Annotated in this window: 15 protein-coding genes; 5 read left to right on the top strand and 10 right to left on the bottom strand. The window is 45.5% G+C overall.

Annotated elements, in window-relative coordinates:
* The 5 genes from EWM62_RS06370 to EWM62_RS06350 all read right to left on the bottom strand — a co-directional run bounded on the left by EWM62_RS06370 (position 1) and on the right by EWM62_RS06350 (position 5990).
* A complete protein-coding gene (locus EWM62_RS06370; protein ID WP_129875818.1) occupies positions 1-3432 on the bottom strand; it encodes a response regulator in 3432 nt (1143 codons plus the stop codon).
* Positions 3433-3524: 92 nt separating this feature from the next.
* Positions 3525-3941 carry a hypothetical protein gene (locus EWM62_RS06365; protein WP_129875817.1) on the bottom strand — a complete coding sequence of 139 codons (417 nt, stop codon included), beginning with the start codon at positions 3939-3941 and terminating at the stop codon, positions 3525-3527.
* A gap of 7 nt (positions 3942-3948) precedes the next feature.
* Entirely contained in the window at positions 3949-4281 is a 333-nt protein-coding gene (gene gldC / locus EWM62_RS06360; RefSeq protein WP_129875816.1) for a gliding motility protein GldC, read from the bottom strand.
* A 73-nt stretch (positions 4282-4354) separates the two neighbouring features.
* Positions 4355-4666 (bottom strand): hypothetical protein, encoded by a 312-nt coding sequence (locus EWM62_RS06355; protein ID WP_129875815.1) that lies wholly within the window; start codon positions 4664-4666, stop codon positions 4355-4357.
* Positions 4626-5990 (bottom strand): DEAD/DEAH box helicase, encoded by a 1365-nt coding sequence (locus tag EWM62_RS06350; protein ID WP_129875814.1) that lies wholly within the window; start codon positions 5988-5990, stop codon positions 4626-4628. Before EWM62_RS06350 ends, EWM62_RS06355 begins: the two co-directional genes overlap by 41 nt.
* A gap of 218 nt (positions 5991-6208) precedes the next feature.
* Between EWM62_RS06350 and EWM62_RS06345 the strand changes: the two genes are divergently transcribed.
* Positions 6209-6847 carry an outer membrane beta-barrel protein gene (locus tag EWM62_RS06345; RefSeq protein WP_129875813.1) on the top strand — a complete coding sequence of 213 codons (639 nt, stop codon included), beginning with the start codon at positions 6209-6211 and terminating at the stop codon, positions 6845-6847.
* Positions 6848-6930: 83 nt separating this feature from the next.
* Here EWM62_RS06345 and EWM62_RS06340 read toward each other — a convergent pair whose 3' ends face one another.
* Positions 6931-7737: a hypothetical protein gene (locus tag EWM62_RS06340; RefSeq protein ID WP_162499791.1), complete on the bottom strand. Its 807-nt coding sequence runs from the start codon at positions 7735-7737 to the stop codon at positions 6931-6933.
* Positions 7738-7891: 154 nt separating this feature from the next.
* On the opposite strand from EWM62_RS06340, the gene EWM62_RS06335 reads away from it, so the two are divergent.
* On the top strand, positions 7892-9226 hold the full coding sequence (locus EWM62_RS06335) for a dihydroorotase (protein WP_129875811.1): 1335 nt from the start codon (positions 7892-7894) through the stop codon (positions 9224-9226).
* A gap of 50 nt (positions 9227-9276) precedes the next feature.
* Here the strand turns inward: EWM62_RS06335 and EWM62_RS06330 are convergent, their stop codons facing one another.
* From EWM62_RS06330 to EWM62_RS06320, 3 genes are all read right to left on the bottom strand, one after another.
* Positions 9277-9738, bottom strand: a complete 462-nt coding sequence (locus tag EWM62_RS06330) for a GyrI-like domain-containing protein (RefSeq protein ID WP_129875810.1) — start codon at positions 9736-9738, stop codon at positions 9277-9279.
* A gap of 38 nt (positions 9739-9776) precedes the next feature.
* Positions 9777-10202, bottom strand: coding sequence for an SRPBCC family protein (locus EWM62_RS06325; protein WP_129875809.1), 426 nt, complete (start codon positions 10200-10202; stop codon positions 9777-9779).
* A gap of 183 nt (positions 10203-10385) precedes the next feature.
* On the bottom strand, positions 10386-11339 hold the full coding sequence (locus EWM62_RS06320) for a helix-turn-helix transcriptional regulator (protein WP_129875808.1): 954 nt from the start codon (positions 11337-11339) through the stop codon (positions 10386-10388).
* A 51-nt stretch (positions 11340-11390) separates the two neighbouring features.
* On the opposite strand from EWM62_RS06320, the gene EWM62_RS06315 reads away from it, so the two are divergent.
* The 3 genes from EWM62_RS06315 to EWM62_RS06305 all read left to right on the top strand — a co-directional run bounded on the left by EWM62_RS06315 (position 11391) and on the right by EWM62_RS06305 (position 13845).
* Complete coding sequence (locus EWM62_RS06315) at positions 11391-11831, top strand: putative signal transducing protein (RefSeq protein ID WP_129875807.1); 441 nt, start codon at positions 11391-11393, stop codon at positions 11829-11831.
* Positions 11832-11977: 146 nt separating this feature from the next.
* Positions 11978-12997 (top strand): N(4)-(beta-N-acetylglucosaminyl)-L-asparaginase, encoded by a 1020-nt coding sequence (locus EWM62_RS06310; protein ID WP_129875806.1) that lies wholly within the window; start codon positions 11978-11980, stop codon positions 12995-12997.
* An 83-nt stretch (positions 12998-13080) separates the two neighbouring features.
* Complete coding sequence (locus EWM62_RS06305) at positions 13081-13845, top strand: copper homeostasis protein CutC (protein ID WP_129875805.1); 765 nt, start codon at positions 13081-13083, stop codon at positions 13843-13845.
* Between the two features lie 564 nt (positions 13846-14409).
* Here the strand turns inward: EWM62_RS06305 and EWM62_RS06300 are convergent.
* Complete coding sequence (locus EWM62_RS06300) at positions 14410-17229, bottom strand: TolB-like translocation protein (protein ID WP_129875804.1); 2820 nt, start codon at positions 17227-17229, stop codon at positions 14410-14412.
* Positions 17230-17243 lie beyond the last annotated feature (14 nt).

Raw genomic sequence — 17243 nt, 5'->3', positions numbered from 1 at the left:
TTAGCTATCCAGCCACAACTGCATTAAGGATATCAACCTATCCATATCAACCGGTTTTGTAATGTAATCATTAGCACCGGCAGCTATGCATTTTTCGCGGTCGTCCTTCATGGCCTTTGCGGTTAACGCTATAACAGGAAGCTTTGCCCATTTGTTTTGCTTACGGATATGCCTTGTGGCTTCGTAACCATCCATTTTTGGCATCATAATATCCATCAGCACAATATCAATGTCGGTTATCTCTTCCAATTTGGCAATGGCTTCTTCGCCATCGTTGGCAATTACCACGTTAAGGTCATAACTTTCAAGGGCGCTGCTTAGCGCAAATATGTTACGCATATCATCATCAACAACAAGCACTTTTTTACCTTTTATGGTATCCTTTCCCTTGGTGGTGGTTTTGATTTTGCCGGGAGTACCGGTTGCCTGCGCGCCCGATTCGCTTATTTTGTTCAGGAACAGGTTTACCTCATCTATCAGCCTGTCAGACGATTTGCTGGTTTTTACCACCATAGCATTGGCGTATTGCATAAGCCTGTTAACCGATGTTTTATCAAGCTCCATAGCGGTATTGATGATAACCGGCAGCGAGATAAATTTATCAACCTCTTTGATCTTATCTAACAGATCGAGGCCTGATATATCCGGCAGGTTAAGATCGAGTATCACGCATTGGTATTCGTTCTCGTACAGCATCCTGAAGGCCGATTCGCCGTCAAATGCCTGGTCAACCGTTATACCCTGGCTTTGCATCAGGTCCTTAAGCGCCTGGCTTTGCGCCTTATGGTCTTCAACCAGTAGTATCTGCGTAAATTTAGTACCGCTGTTGGCCATAATATCGCCAAACAGTTTATCAAGCGTTTCGGTGTTCACCGGTTTTTTAAGGAAGCTGATAGCCCCCTCTTTACGCACACGGTTTGCCGCGGCTTCGCCTGCCGACATTAAATGTACCGGTATATGAAGCGTTGCCTCGTCAAGCTTCAGCTCTTTCAAGATCTGCCAGCCATCTTTACCGGGCAGCATAATATCCAGTATAACAGCATCGGGCTGCTGCTCTTTAATGATCTCGACGGCATTTGTACCCTCGTTTATCACTACCGATTTAAAGCCGTGGTCGCGCGAGTAATCCTGCAGGATGTTGGCGAAGTTTTTATCGTCCTCAACAATAACCACAAAAGGCTCGTAGTTAGGGTCGGCAGATTTTTTAACTACGGTATCAAGGAAGGTAGTTGGCTTATAATTTTCAATTGTAGGCAGGCTGTCTTCCTGCGGCTCAACATGTTTGGCTTCAAACGGCAGCGTGAGTACAAACTCGCTTCCATTACCCGGCTCGCTGCTAAGGGTGATATTACCACCCAGTAATGATGCCAGTTCGCGGCTGATAGAAAGCCCCAGGCCGGTACCACCATACTTACGGCTGGTTGACCCATCGGCTTGCTGAAACGCCTCGAATATGATCTTCTGCTTATCGGCCGGGATACCAATTCCCGAATCCTTTATTTTAAAGCTTACCGTATTTTCGCGCGGGCCTGCAACGGCGTTTATGGCTATTGTACCGCTCTCGGGCGTAAACTTAAACGCGTTTGATAACAGGTTTTTAAGCACCTGCTCAACCCTTACCTTATCGGTATAAATGGTGGCCGGCACGCCTGTTAAACTGGTGGTATAAGTTATTTTTTTATTGCTGGCAACCTCGGCAAACAGGGATTGCATATCGCTAAGGATATCAGAAATGCGGGTATCCTCGTTCTGCATATCCAGCTTGCCCGATTCGATCTTCGACAAGTCGAGGATATCGTTTATCAGGGTAAGCAGGTCGTTACCGGCGTTAAATATTACACTGGCATATTTTATCTGGTCTTCTGACAGGTTTAGCGGCTTATTATCTTTTAAGATACGGGCCAGTACCAATATACTGTTCAGCGGCGTGCGCAGTTCGTGGCTCATGTTAGCCAAAAACTCTGATTTATACCTGCCGGTGGTTTCCAGTTCGTTAGCTTTTATACTGATGGACCGGCGCGCCTCTTCAATGGCCTGGTTCTTCTCTTCCAGCAGGCTGGCTTTTTCTTCCAGTTCGGCGTTAATGGTGCGCAGTTCTTCCTGCTGTACACGTAGTTCTTCTTCTGATGCCTGCAACATTTCTGTTTTGTTCATCAGTTCCTCGTTAGTAACACGCATCTCTTCCTGCTGTGCTTCCAGTTCTTCGGCCTGCTGCTGGGTTTCCTCGAACAGATCGTGCATAATGGTTCGCGCCTGCGAGGTATTAACCGCTATGCCAATATCATTTGCTATAAGCAGTATATACTCTTTAACATGCTCAGGGACCTGGTTACGGAAACCAAGCTCGATAACGCCTTTTAACTTCTTATCAAAAAAGAAAGGCACGATAAAGGTTTCAACCAGTTCGTCCTCTAAAAGTGATGAGCCTAATATCAGCTTATTGTTTAGCTTACCCTTAACAATGGCCGATTTTTCATCGCTGGCGGCCTGCCCTATCCAGCCTTCGGATATGCGGATGGATTGTTTTAAAGCCCCCGGATCGCTAAAAGCGTATGAGGCGTACAGGTCGAGCTTTTCTTCGCCCTCGTTGAACAGGTACATGGTACCCGTTAGGGCATTTGCGTATTTGCTAACCTCTGATAATATATTGCCCGAAAGTTCTTTTTCGCTTTGCTGGCCCTGCATTTTCTCGTTAAGGGTGCCGCTGCCGGTAAGCAGCCAGTTTTTAGATTCGTTCTCGGCAAGCACCCTCTCCAGCTCAATATTTGCTACCCTTACTTCTTCCTCGACCCGTTTTTGGCGGGCAAAAGTTGCCTGTATGTAAAAGAACATGATGATTACTATCAACAGGAATATACCGCAGCCAACAGCAATAACAGCTATTGCCTGTGCCGATGCTTTATCTGAAGCGGACTTACGCTCGGCCAGTAATTTATTTTCGGTTTCAACTACGCGGCTATTGATATCGCGTATGCTATCCATATTGCCCTTGCCTTTAAAGAACATGTGGTTGGCCACCATGTAATCGAGCCCTTTTGCCTCCCGTGTTTCGATGTTTGTTTTCAGGATAACCAGCTGGCGGTTAACGATCATCTTCAGCGAATCTACCCTTTGAATTTGGGCGGGGTTATCGGCAACAAGTTCGGTAAGCTGGCTCAGGTTTTCGGTTATGCGCGGAACCGCCTCATTATAAGGGTCAAGGAAGGTTTTATTGGCAGTAGCTCCATAGCCCCGCATGCCGGTTTCGCCATCAATAAGTAATTGCAGTAAATTGTTGGTGGTTTTAATAACTTTTTGGGTATGGTTTACCCAAACGGTATCATCCTCTAACTGTTTTATACTTTTAAAAGAAAGTATACCAACAATTAATACAAGCAATATAGATATAGCAAACCCTGCTAATACCTGATTGCGAAAAGTAAGCTTAAACATAGAATACGATGTAGTTTAATGTGTTACAAATATGTTTAAAAATATTTGCACCAAAAATAATTATGAGTAATAAACAAATAAGTGGTGAACAACTAATTACCCTGGTTATAAACGCGCTTTTTTGAAGCTGATACTCCTATTACCGAAAGCACCGGCCCTGCAAATAATACATACCAGCCCCATTTAAAAGCAATTTGCCTGGTAAGGAAACCGTTGATGCCTTTAAAGGGGATAAAGCTAAAGCTGGCTTTTACTTTAAGAAAAGCGGCGACGTATAGCAACACCACTAATATAAGGGATGCCCATGCGGCAATGCGGGTTACTTTGCCCTGGTTTAATACCGTGCACAATATGCCAATAACGCCAACCAGCATAATAACCATACCATAAGGCTGGTTTAGCTTATAAACGTTCATGTTAAATAAATGAAACGGGCGCAGCATTGGGCAAAAAGTTGCTGCGATAAGTATAATAAACCCTAATAAAGTGATAAGTGACGCGGGGCGCATAGGTTGGTTATTGTTTTTTTATTTCCATTTTATCAGCAAAGTGGGCGCAATAATCGCGCAGGTCTTCTACGATATTTTTTTCGCCGGTGGCACGCAAAAAGGTATCGCCCATGGTTTGCAGGGTTTCGTAAAAAAACCGTTTCATCTCGTCAACGGGCATATCCTTTGTCCAAAGGTCAATTTTAAGCGTATTTTGGTAGTTTTTATCCCAAAGCGACAGCATCATGGCCTGCACGGGCAGCGCCTCTTTGTTTTTAGAATCGGTTGATTCCCACAGGATGTTTTCAGGGATACTATTATCGTCGAGTTGGATGGTAAGCTTTATTTCAGCAGTCTTCATGTTTCTAATTAGTGATTTATTGTCCCGATTGTATCGGGATAGTGCTTTATTATCTGCATATCTGCCCTTGCCACTATTTAACAAGGAAAAATATAATGAGCACCAAAGTTATAAAGCTTAGCTCTACAATCCATAGTTTTTTGGTTTCGGAGAAGAAATTACGGAAAATTATATCCAGCAATGACACAACTACCCCAAACAGGATAAAGATCCAGGCAATAGTGCCGCTCCAGTGCTCGTACGGGCTGCCGGTAATTTTGGCGCCGTTTATAAATATGTAGCCGGCCAGTATAAAAAAGGCCGCCGTGGCAAAGTTTAAAGGACTTACCCTGAATTTTACCGGGTTAGTATCGTTTCTTTTTTGCAGATCGTTTTGCTCCGCCATAGGTTTTAGCTGGTTTCTTGTTAGCGCTGTTGGGTTGTTTTTTTGCTTTGGCAGCTTCAAATTTCTTGATCTGCGCAAGCGATTTCTTTTCGTGGAAAGCCCCTTTAAACTCAGGGTCCTCCTTACGCTTTTGCAGGTCTATCTCGCGTGCCTGGTCCTGCCGTTCCTCGTAAGGGGTTTCTTCAATAAAAACACCATCAGGGATATTATGTACCGGGATGGTTTGGCGAATAAGCTTCTGAATTTTATTGATGTAGTATTCCTCTGAAGGTACGGCAAAGGTTATGGCCACACCCGAATTATATGCCCTGCCTGTACGGCCAATACGGTGCACATAATCTTCAATTACCACGGGCACATCAAAGTTTATTACGTGGCTTACATCGCTCACATCGATACCGCGCGAGGCCACATCCGTAGCCACCAATATCTTCACCTCATCGTTCTTAAACGAATTGATGGAGTTGATACGTGTATTTTGCCCTTTGTTGGCATGCAGCACCTTTACTTCCTTTTCGCCAAACTTGCGTAGCAAAAATTTGTAAACGTCTTCGGCAGCTACACGGGTTTTGCAAAATATCATCAGCTTTTTTATGTCGCCTTCCTTATCAAGCAGGGTTTTAAGCAGGTTTATTTTGGTTTTAACATTGGGTACGTGGTACAACTGCTGGTCAACCGTTTCGGCAGTAGTTGCCTGCGGGGTAACCTCTATCACGGTAGGGAACTCCAGAAAATTATGCGAAAGCTCCTGGATCTTATCAGACATGGTAGCCGAAAAAAGCAAGTTCTGGCGTTTTACAGGCACTACTTCTAAAATGCGGTTTATTTGCGGCATAAAGCCCATATCCATCATCTTATCGGCCTCATCCAGCACCAATGTATTAATGGTTTTGGTAACGATGTGCCCCGCTATATAAGTATCTAAAAAACGACCGGGGGTTGCAACAATAATATCAACACCTTTTTTAAGGTTCTCTATCTGTGTTTTTGGGCCTATGCCCCCATAAAGCACCACAACGCGCAAATCGGTGTTAGCGGCGAAAGCCCTGATGTTCTCTTCTATCTGCATGGCCAACTCGCGGGTTGGCGATACAATAAGCGCGCGGGGGTTATCGCCCTGCGCGTATTTAAGCTTCATTAATATAGGAAGCACATAAGCCGCGGTTTTACCCGTGCCGGTTTGCGCAATGCCCATTACATCCTGCCCGTTCATTATCGGCGGGATAGCCTTTTGCTGGATAGGCGTAGCTTCGGTGTAACCGGCATCGGCAATAGCATTCAATATCTGCCGGTTAAATTTAAAATCTTCAAAAGTTACAGCCATAGCCGCAAAGATAAGGTTTTCTATTTAGAGCAAGGATTTATGGACAAAGGATGAACGACGGAAGGATAAAAGATGAAGACGGTTCGGCAGGCATACAACAACAAATTTCGGTCTTTTGTCGTTCGTCCTTTATCTTTTGTCCAAACAAACTGTATCAACCCAAACATTTTCTGCGTATAAGTGCCAAACGTTATCTTCGCCCACAATTAATACAACACATGAAAAAACTTTTACTTATCACATTCGCGGTACTTTTTGTTTCAGCAGCGGCTTCCGCGCAAACCGGCAAAGGCCACAAATACCTGGGTGGCGCCTTCACTTTTAGTTATGATGAAGATGGCACCGTACAAAATTATAACTTTGATACCGGTGTTACCCAATACTTTAATAAGGACATTGTAAGCTTTAACATCAGCCCCGAGTTTGGTTTCTTTTTGAGCGATAAATGGGCTATTGGCATACAGCCGGGCTACTCAAGGGTATCTGGCACCGAGGTATCAAACTTTTATTCGAGCACCGATCCTACAAAAAACTACAGCTATACCAGTAAGTACCATACCGATATTATTGGCCTGGCTATTAACCTGCGCTACTACTGCATGATAACCGAGAAGTTTGGCATTTATCCGCAAATGGGCATCAGTTCGTCGCACATTGCCAATAACTTTACCGACGGCCACTTCGCCGCTTACGCCGGCCCTAACGTGGTTTTCTTCCCTACGCCAAAGGTTGGCTTAAACATGGGCTTTGGCAATGTAAGCTACCAGTATAACTATTTAAGCCACGGCAGCTTTTTAAACGCGAGCCTAAACAATAACTTTAATTTCGGTATTAACTATTATTTCGGCGGCAAATAACACGGTGCTTAAACCATTATTCATAAAAAAAGAGCGTTGACAAACATCAACGCTCTTTTCTTTTTAATCAGTTAAGGTTTAGTTTATGGTTTATCTACAATTACTTTGGTATAAACATAATTTAATACCCGCACCGCTACCGAACTGTGCACTACGGTTGTTTTTGTAGGGTATCCCGCTTTGTTATATTCCTGGGCGTATACTTCCAGCACATTATTGGTGACGCGGTTGTTCATAAAGGTATTTATATCACCAAATATATTGTACATGGCATATGTATTATTGCGCAGCGCCAAAAACGGACTATGTTTTTTATCGTAGGTATAATCTATTGTCATATTAGCATGTGCAGGGTTTGCACTATCGTACTGGCTCCGGTTTTTTATGTTGCCGGCCACATCGTATTTAAACAGGTAAAATTGCCCGTTACCCTCTAATTTTTTAGGGTTTCCGTCGGCATCAAGGGTTATGGTAACGTTCTGGTCACTGTCAGCGTATTTCAAAAGCACTTTAATTTCACTTCCCACATAGGTATATTGTATCTTATTCCAGTTGTAAACTTTTCCGCCGGTCCGGGTTACTTCAGTAACTTTACCATCAGTATAAACCAGGTTGTAATTTGTTACATAATCACTGGTGTTGTTTTTATATTGAACGCTGTGCCTTATCAGCTGCCGGGAATCGTTATAGGTGAACCTGTCGGTAATAGTTAACGGCGAAGGTGTAAGCAGGTAGTTGGTTGTAACCTTGCTTACCAGGTAAATGGTATCTTTTACCTTTACTTCGGTTTTGGTGGTGTCGGTCGGCTTTGGTTTGGTGGTTGTTTCTTTTTTACAGCCCGCCATTATACCCGTTATCATAACGAGTAAAATAAGGTGTTTAACGTTCATAAGATGCAGATTTACATAGGTTTAAAATTGTAACAGATAAATTACATAAAGATAAATCAAATAATGAAGTTTGCAACAATTTCTTTTAAATACATTTTTAATGCTATTAGGATATATACGCTAACATAAAAACGAAAATATTACCTTTACCCCTATGGCAAGTATCCTTATTAAAAACGCGACCATTGTAAACGAAGGGAAACAAACACAAGCCGACCTGCTCATAAAACACGGCTTTATTGAAAAAATAGCGGGCAGCATTGATGTTAAGGCCGATAAGGAAATAAACGCCGAAGGCTTGCACCTTTTACCCGGTTGTATTGACGACCAGGTGCATTTTCGCGAGCCGGGACTTACGCATAAGGGTAATATTTATACCGAATCGCACGGGGCGGTTGCTGGTGGTATTACCTCGTTTATGGAGATGCCCAACACCGTGCCCAACGCTTTAACCCAGCAGTTACTGCAGGATAAATACGATATAGCAGCGCAAAACTCGCCGGCTAACTACTCGTTTTTTATGGGTGCATCAAACGATAACCTGGACGAGGTTTTGCGCACCGATGCCAAAAACGTTTGCGGCATTAAGGTTTTTATGGGCTCATCAACCGGGAATATGCTGGTAGATAACCCTAATACGCTCGAAAACCTGTTTGCCCAATCGCCCATGCTGATAGCCACCCATTGCGAGGACGAAGCAACCATTAAAAGCAACCTGGCGCACTACAGGCAATTGCTTGGCGATAACATTCCCGTAAGGCTGCACCCCAAAATTCGCAGCGAAGAAGCCTGCTACCTGTCGTCGTCAATGGCGGTAGAACTGGCCAAAAAACACAACACCCGCCTGCATATATTGCATATCTCCACAGCTAAAGAAACGCACTTGTTCAGCAATGAGATCCCGCTGGCTGATAAGCGCATAACCGCCGAAGCCTGCATCCATCACTTGTGGTTTACCGATGCCGATTATGAAACAAAAGGCAACTTCATCAAATGGAACCCTGCGGTTAAAACCGAAGCTGACCGCGACGAGATATTAAAAGCCGTACTGGACGGGCGCATAGATGTTATAGCCACCGACCATGCCCCGCACACCCTTGAAGAAAAGACACAACCCTACCTGCAGGCCCCAAGCGGCGGCCCATTGGTACAGCATGCCCTGCCTGCAATGCTGGAACTTTACCATCATGGCAAGATAACGCTGGAGCAAATAGCCGAAAAAATGGCGCACAATGTGGCAACCATATTCCAGATAGAAAAACGCGGGTTTATCCGCGAAGGCTACTGGGCCGACCTGGCACTGGTTAACCTGAACAGCCCGTGGCAGGTAAATAAGGGTAACATTCTGTACAAATGCGGCTGGTCGCCATTTGAAGGCAATACATTTAAAGCTAAGGTGATAAGCACCCTTGTATCGGGTAATTTGGTATATGAAAACGGGCAATTAATGAGCGGACAAAGCGGACAAAGAATGACGTTTGACAGGTAAATTGTCAGCGAATAGATGCTTCACTACGTTCAGCATGACAAAGGGGGCGATCAATATACCGCTACATAAACCTTAGATTTAATGTCCTCAAAAGCCTTACCGGTCATTTCATAGCGGTCAAAATCAGCCGTGTAGGTTCTTTGGATGTCCGATTGCCAGATATGCTGCCAGGTAGCCCCGATACTTTCGGGAAATTTCCCTACGGGGGTAAACACCTTGTATTTACCCGCGGGAATAGCTTTACCTGTAAAACCTTCGGGCAGGTACTCTATTGAGCTTACCTTGCAGCCTAAAATAGCGGTGTAGTAATCGTTATGATCGCTTTCGTAATCGGTATAAACGCAATACACCTCGTTGCCCTCTTTTTCCTCCAGCTTTTCGGCCATATTGCCTTCGGTAAATTTTTGCCACAGGCCGCCAACATCCCGGCCGGCTTGCCCGTCTTTATTGATCGTTCGTACGGCTAAACCCGCCACATAAAACATGGGCAGGTTAATAATTTCGTTATCCATATGGTTATTACTGTTTATAAATGTAAGTTAAAAGACGGCTATTTCTCCAGTATCTTTTTTAAACCGCCAAACACCGTTTGCCAGTTTTTTTCAGAGTGTTCTTTCGAAGCCTCATCTTTAATACCATCCTGGGTTACTTCGAGTGTAGATCCGCCATCCTTTTCGGTTACGCGGTAACTTACATTATTGTAGTTTTCGGGTTTATCTTCAGTGCCGCTCATGCTGCTCCAATAGCTGTATTTTACGTATTCGCCGGGCGTTATTTCTAATATGGTACCCTTGTCCTGATAGGATTTGCCTTCCCATTCGCCATCGAATGTTATCGGGCTGCCCGTTTTCCAGTCCGACTGTACATTTGTGCCAAAAAAATATTGTTTAACAATTTCGGGGTCGGTAAGGCCTTTCCAAACTTCGGCGGCAGGGGCCTTCATGTCGATAGTTGTTTTTAATGATAGCTTGCTCATGATGTTAGATATTTATTGAAGTACTTCATACAAAAACTTAGCCACAAAGAAAGGGAGTGTTTTGACAAGGGTATGTCAGCAGGGAGAAAAATATTTATCATGGTGAGCCTGTCGAACCATTATCAAAGCGTACAAGTCTTCGACAAGCTCAGACTGACAATTTTACACAGGCAGATGTGCTATTTACACCTCCACCCCATTTCGCCTCACTATCCCCTCTGCTATTTCGGTTATTTTATCCCTTAAACCGGCCGGCTGCAGTACCTCGGCGTGGTCGCCAAACATCATAAACCAGCGGGCGAACCCTTGGGTAGATATGGTCAGAAAGGTCATTTCGCGGTATTTGGCAAATTGTTTTTCAGATACAAATCCGTGGTAATAGCGTTGCTCGTTTATATAGTTAGATACCTCATTATCCACCCTTATCACAACCGTCTCCAACTGATGCTCGGATGCGGTTTGGGCGATGTAATCCTTAAGCGTGGGGTGATTACCTTCAAATATCTCATCAGTTTCGGTAAGGCTCAAGATCCTGTCGAGCCTGAAATCGCGGTAATCGTTGCGCATACGGCAATAGGCCAGCAGGTGCCAGTAACTATCCAGGTAAAATATCCCTATAGGCTCGATATGCCGGTTGGTTTTGGTTTGGGTATAACCGGCCATATAATCTATACAAAGCACCTTTTTATGGGCTATACCATTAAGGATGGTTTGGATATGGTTGTTATTATTTATCCGGCGCTGTGTCTGGCTTTTCAGCACTTCTATACTGCTGTCCATGCTTTCCAGCAGGTCCTTTTCGGATGTTTTTAATATCGCGCGGATCTTATACATGGCCGATCTGTGCTGCGCGGCGGTAGATGCGTCGGTCATTTTCTCCACAAATTTTTCGGCGGTTAAAAATGCCGTGGCTTCTTCGCGGGTAAACATAATGGGCGGCAAACGGTAACCGTCTACCAGTGAATATCCTACTCCTGCTTCGCCAATTATAGGTACGCCTGCTTCCTCAAGCGAGCGCACATCGCGGTAAACCGTGCGCAGGCTTATGTTAAACCTTGCTGCAATATCGCTTGCTTTTACAACCCTGCGCGTTTGCAGCTGTATTAATATGGCAGATATACGGTCGATACGGTTCATTGCCCCAAAATAAACAAAAACTAAGTACCTTAGTATAAATGTTATATAAAAATGGCAGAACAACCGGAAGATAAAATCATCACCTTTGAACACTATTACGACCCAATGCTGGCGCATATTATACGCACAAAGCTGGAAGATAATGGCATCCACTGTTTTATTGCCGATGAAAATACGCTGGTAGTAAACCCGATTTTAAATAATGCCATTGGTGGTATCAAACTAAAAATATTTGCGCGCGATCTGGAAAGATGCCGCGAAATATTAGCCCAAAGCGGCGACCTGCACGAGCAGGACCATTTTGAGATAGACGAAGAAACCCATTCACCGGTTATTTGCCCCTACTGCGGGTCCAGTAATGTAAATTACGGGCCGGCAACCGAAAAGAAGGCCAACTGGTTAGTAATGATCATATCGATGCTTTTAATGGTTATGCCTTTTTACGCACGCAAGGCCTGGCATTGTTTTAATTGCCAAAGGGATTTTGAGTAAAGAAACCTCTGCCCGGCCCTCTCCGAAGGCGAGGAGCAGAAGCACTTTTCAAGTCCTCTCCTTTTGAGAGGATTTAGGTGAGGCTCCTTATGTATCAAAGCTGATACAATACCACTAATTTATGCCCTATTATTATATTTAACTTTATGTATAACCGCCGCAAATTCCTTAAATTAACAGCAGTAACCGCCTCGTTAACAGCTATTTCAAAGTACTCGCCTGCCAAAGTTTTAGCTTATAAAGCTACCAATAAATACCCGATAGTGATATCCACCTGGGATTTTGGCATCGCAGCCAATCAGGAGGCCTGGAAAACACTCGTTAAAGGCGGCCGCGCTTTAGATGCCGTTGAAGCCGGTGTACGCATCCCTGAAGCGGATATGAAAAACCATACGGTTGGCCGCGCCGGCTATCCGGACCGCGACGGACACGTTACGCTGGATGCCTGTATAATGGACGAGTTTGGCAATTGCGGGTCGGTAGCGGCTATGGAGAACATTGCGCACCCTATATCGGTTGCACGACTGGTAATGGAAAAAACCCCGCACGTAATGCTGGTTGGCGATGGCGCTACCCAGTTTGCGGTTGAACAGGGGTTTAAAAAAGAAAAATTATTAACACCCGAATCATACCGCGACTGGAAGAAATGGCTTAAAACAGCCAAATACTCGCCGGTATTGAATATCGAAAACAAACAGCACCGCCCCGGCAGTAAATACAACCACGATACCATTGGTATGCTGGCGCTTGATGCTAAAGGCAATATCAGCGGCGCCTGTACCACCAGCGGCATGGCCTTTAAACTGCATGGCCGCGTTGGCGATAGCCCGATAATTGGAGCGGGGCTTTATGTAGATAACGAAGTGGGCGGCGCTACATCAACCGGTGTGGGCGAAGAAGTGATACGCAACGTGGGCAGCTTTTTGGTAGTAGAACTGATGCGCCAGGGTTACTCGCCCGAAGACGCTTGTAAAGAAGCCGTTAACCGCATCATCAAAAAGAAACCCGAAACTGCCAAAGATATCCAGGTGGGATTTTTGGCCATCAACAAAAAAGGTGAATATGGCGCATATGCCATACAGGAAGGTTTTAGTTTTGCAGTATGCGATGCAAACCGGCAAGACCTGCTAATACCCGGTAAAAGCTTTTATAAGGACAAAAAATAGTACCTTTAATAAGGCTTTATACCTGCCGATAAAACATATTACGCTTAAATAAGGTTTAATACCGTAACCCCCGCTATGATATAATGAACCGTGAAAAATTACCCGTAATACTCGAAGTTTGTTCTAATTCTGTAACATCGGCCATTGCCGCTCAGGAGGGCGGTGCATCAAGGGTTGAATTATGCGAGAACTTATCAGAAGGCGGTACTACCCCATCGTATGGCCAAATGCTTCTGGCACGTAAACATTTACACATTAAACTTTACGTGCTTATCCGTCCGCGGCGCGGCGATTTCCTTTACACCGACCTGGAGTTTGAAGTGATGCAGGCCGATATCCGCAATTGTATCGAGGCCGGCTGCGATGGTATTGTTATAGGTATGCTAAAGGCAGATGGCAATGTAGATAAGGAACGATGTACCGAACTGGTACGCCTTGCCCGGCAATGGGGACTTGGGGTTACCTTTCACCGCGCGTTTGACATGAGTGCCAACCTGTACCAGGCCCTCGAAGACATTATTGAGATAGGCTGCGAGCGCATCCTTACTTCGGGCGGCAGAAGCACGGCTATGGAGGGTGCAAGCGTTATTACACACCTGATAGAAAAAGCCGCCGGGCGCATAGCCATTATGCCCGGCTGCGGCATTACCGAAACCAACGTTGCCGACCTGGTGCACTTTACCGGCGCAACCGAGGTGCATTCATCCGCACGTATCAGCGTAGCGGGTGGCATGGAGTATAAAAACGATCATATCTTACTCATCACCAGCGGCATTGCCGATGAATACAGCCTTGACGTTACAAGCGCCGATAGGGTGAAAGCGATATTGGAAGCAGCGAACGGATAATTTTTTCACATAGGTCGTTGATACAAGCAATCTCCCCTTCACAGAACTGCGGTTCAATGCTCCGTTAGGAACGGCAGTATGTATTATTAAGCCTGTGGATGTTCATTTTCTTTGCCTTAGCCGCAAAGAAAACGAACCAAAAGAAAAGGCCAAGTCAAAGCGATGCTTCCGCCCGCCCTGCCGGTTCTTAACGCTTTCTCCCGCATGCGCGAGTTCGAAAGCTAAACCGACATTCCCGCCATACTCCCGGCCCGCCCGCTTTGACGTTTAGGCCAGCCCTTTCTAAATGAGTTTGATGAACTGAACGTTTGCCCTTCTAATGCGGCATTAGTGCGTTGCGGGTAGCACAGGCACTGCCTTTACACACCCGTTCATAGCGACGCGATACAGCCGCGTGTTTTTTCTTTGGTTCGTTTCTTTTTTGCGACAAAAAAGAAATGAACATCCACAGGTCGCACAACTTAAAACTGCCATTCCTAACGGAGCACCAATATTGTCTTGTCTAACAAGATTTCTCCTCGTACCTTGTTCGAAATGCAACCAGGTTAAACGATGCAATCCTGTTTAAAAAATCGCCACCGGCAAAACCAGCTCTACCCTGTTCCTGCCGTTCCCTCCAAACAAATCATCATCTAATAATCGGCTGTACCTGATGCCGAATGATATGGAGGCCTGGTTGAACCACTTGGTATCAAAGAATATTGCCGCGCCTGCCGACCTGAAGTTTGCCTTTAAGGCAGACTTATTTGCAAAAAATTCCGATTCGGTTGCATGTGTTTGATCATAAAAAATATTGCCGCGTATACGCATAAAATACACCAGGTTGGCAGCGCCCGCATCGGGGTAGGCAATGGGGAAATGATAGCTTGCGGCAAACTTGTTCATGTTATCCAGGCTTTCGGCGGTGTAGCCGTGCGAGAACGGGAAATCGTTGGAGAAACCTATGCCGTTGTTTTGTCCGCGGTGCTGGTATGCGCCGCTTATGGCTAAACTATGATTAGGCAACAGGCCGGGGAAATAGAATGTACCGGTACTTAAAAACTGGTTTGCCTCCCTGCCCGAAACAGATTTTTTATAGTTGATGCTGATACTTTGGGCAAAACGCGGGTTGATATGCTGCCGGGCCTGCTGCGTTTGGTTACTAAAACGGATACTATTACTTAAATAGGTATAATAACTATCCCTGAACGTACTGCGAAAAGCCTCCTGGAATGTGTTGCGGCTGTAATAAAAGCTGCTGCTAAATGATAAAGACCGCGAGTACTTTCCAACCGATAAATTAAGCGGCACCTGCAATCCGGCGTGAATATCGGTTTCGTTGAAATAAATCCTGGTGCCCTTATACAATCCCCGGCGGTCAAAAGTGTAATCCGCGCCGGCTAAAAGGTACGGGAAAAACGCGCCGTATGCCGCCTCGTAGCCTATTTGCTTGTAACCTTCATCGCGGTTATAGGTAAAGGTAAGCTGCGACTGAAACGTATTTAACAAGTTTTCGCCAACCAACTGCAGCGAATAATTGGGATCATCCAGACTTGGGAATATACTATGAAAATTAAACAGCCCATGCAGTTTGCTATAATTGGTTACAGGCAGCGAATCGGTTTTTACAGATGCCAGCAGGTTAGCGGCGCTGTCTTTTTTCAACACGCTTATATTCAGGTCAGGCAGGGCCGAAAACCCCTGCGAATTGCTTACCGGTATTAACTTTACATCCGTATTGTTGTACTCCTGCAACCGGTAACCGGATGCGGTAAAGCCTGTCCACGCTATTTTATTTTGGCTGATGGCAGGTTGGTAAGCCCCTATCGCGCTGTTTTGTACGGCTGCCTGTACTTCGGCTAATTGATTGGAGGCGAGATCCAAAACAAACAGCCTGTCGTTTAAGCCGGCTGTTTTGGTAAAATAAACCTTATCGCCCTGCACCTGCGGGAAGGCGATAGGTTCAAAGCTAAAGAGCAATAAATATTTGGTTGCGCCCGATGTTATGTCAATTAATGCCAGTGACATTTCACCCTTAAAATTGCGCACGGCCGAGATGATTTTGCCATCGCCATAAAATTTAGGGTAGGTATAAAACAAGCCGGCAGTATTGGGCAATGCAGTCAACAGCTTACCATTTTCAGCATTTAGCAAATGCAGCTCGCTTTTACCTGTCGATGCGTTTTGTACAGCCACAATGGTCTTGCCATCCGCGCTAAAGGCAGGCGCGAAGTATTTGGTTTTGCGGGTAATGCGATGTTCCTTGCCTGTGTTTATGTCAATCACAACCAACTCGCTATAATTGCGGTAGCCCCAGCGCAGATCGGGCCGGTAGGCGGCGTAAATTATCTTGCCATCTTGGTAACTAAAATAGTTATCGGTAGTGATTCCCTGAACGGCTATAGCCCGCTCACTGTCCCCGGTTTTAATAACAAATTGCGGGATCTGGTTATAGCTCGATCTTAAATAGATCAGCGTGCTGTCGTTTACGTAAGCCGGGTATTCCTCATCACCCGTAAAATGCCGGCGTTTAGCATTTGGGCTTTCGTCTTTCGCATCGGCCTTAAATACCTGCTTAAAGTGGTTAAAAGCAGCGTTTCTGAATGTAGTATAATCAACACCAGCATGCCTTTTTATCGCGCCCTGTAATGGATAAAAGCCCGTATTAAAGGCAGCCGCATCGTGGGTAACATCCTTCCAGAAGGTGTTACCATATTTTTCGCGCCCGTAGGCTACCATCATATACCCCAATGGATAGTGGTTGGGCGTATAATCAAGGTACGAGCCGTTGCGCAGTTTCATCCAGCTGTAACCCTTACCGGCTGCCCACAGCGCACGGAACCCGTTGAAAAAGTAGGGCAGCCTGCCCCTGCCCTGTTCGCTTACCAGTGTTTCGTTGTAGACCGCGTCGCCCTCAAAAAACCAGTCGGGTACGGATAATGCGTTGCCCAGCGCCTGCCCACCTTCGCCAAATAGTACACGCAGGCCGCGAGAGAGGCCGACATTAAAATTATTGTATTGTTGTACGTGCCTAAACTCGTGGATGGCCAATTGCCCGGGCCAGGGCAGGCTGCCCACATCAAAGCTGTTTTGCCCCGCTGTTAAATAAAACTCGCTGCGGAAAGGCGCCAGGCCAACATACGCGTTTGATATAGTGGTTTGGTTTTGCAGCACAATACTCACCTGCTTTTGCTTAAAGCCGATGGTGGGTTGTATAACACTGTTGAGGCGGGCAATGGTTTGCGCTACCCGCTGCGCCACCGAATCCATCCCCTGTGAAAATATAACCCGGGCAGCCGGGGTGTTCACCTGCTTCCATTTTATAGATGGCGGGTTGCCGCCAAATTGCTGCGCTTTTGTAAGTGTGGCGGTAAAAATCAGCAGTAACAGCAGCAGTCGTTTCATTGGGGATGAAAGTA

The organism is Mucilaginibacter terrigena (genome assembly GCF_004168255.1).
Lineage (GTDB): Bacteria > Bacteroidota > Bacteroidia > Sphingobacteriales > Sphingobacteriaceae > Mucilaginibacter > Mucilaginibacter terrigena.
The sequence above is the reverse complement of the archived record's forward strand: the minus strand, read 5'-3'. Positions and strand labels throughout refer to the sequence as shown.

Coding starts and splice junctions, on each gene's coding strand:
- EWM62_RS06355 (WP_129875815.1), bottom strand. CDS start 4,666: ATGGCGGAGCAAAACGATCTGCAAAAAAGAAACGATACTAACCCGGTA.
- EWM62_RS06330 (WP_129875810.1), bottom strand. CDS start 9,738: ATGGATAACGAAATTATTAACCTGCCCATGTTTTATGTGGCGGGTTTA.
- EWM62_RS06305 (WP_129875805.1), top strand. CDS start 13,081: ATGAACCGTGAAAAATTACCCGTAATACTCGAAGTTTGTTCTAATTCT.
- EWM62_RS06310 (WP_129875806.1), top strand. CDS start 11,978: ATGTATAACCGCCGCAAATTCCTTAAATTAACAGCAGTAACCGCCTCG.
- EWM62_RS06320 (WP_129875808.1), bottom strand. CDS start 11,339: ATGAACCGTATCGACCGTATATCTGCCATATTAATACAGCTGCAAACG.
- EWM62_RS06370 (WP_129875818.1), bottom strand. CDS start 3,432: ATGTTTAAGCTTACTTTTCGCAATCAGGTATTAGCAGGGTTTGCTATA.
- EWM62_RS06315 (WP_129875807.1), top strand. CDS start 11,391: ATGGCAGAACAACCGGAAGATAAAATCATCACCTTTGAACACTATTAC.
- EWM62_RS06350 (WP_129875814.1), bottom strand. CDS start 5,990: ATGGCTGTAACTTTTGAAGATTTTAAATTTAACCGGCAGATATTGAAT.
- EWM62_RS06340 (WP_162499791.1), bottom strand. CDS start 7,737: ATGAACGTTAAACACCTTATTTTACTCGTTATGATAACGGGTATAATG.
- EWM62_RS06300 (WP_129875804.1), bottom strand. CDS start 17,229: ATGAAACGACTGCTGCTGTTACTGCTGATTTTTACCGCCACACTTACA.
- EWM62_RS06365 (WP_129875817.1), bottom strand. CDS start 3,941: ATGCGCCCCGCGTCACTTATCACTTTATTAGGGTTTATTATACTTATC.
- EWM62_RS06325 (WP_129875809.1), bottom strand. CDS start 10,202: ATGAGCAAGCTATCATTAAAAACAACTATCGACATGAAGGCCCCTGCC.
- EWM62_RS06345 (WP_129875813.1), top strand. CDS start 6,209: ATGAAAAAACTTTTACTTATCACATTCGCGGTACTTTTTGTTTCAGCA.
- gldC (WP_129875816.1), bottom strand. CDS start 4,281: ATGAAGACTGCTGAAATAAAGCTTACCATCCAACTCGACGATAATAGT.
- EWM62_RS06335 (WP_129875811.1), top strand. CDS start 7,892: ATGGCAAGTATCCTTATTAAAAACGCGACCATTGTAAACGAAGGGAAA.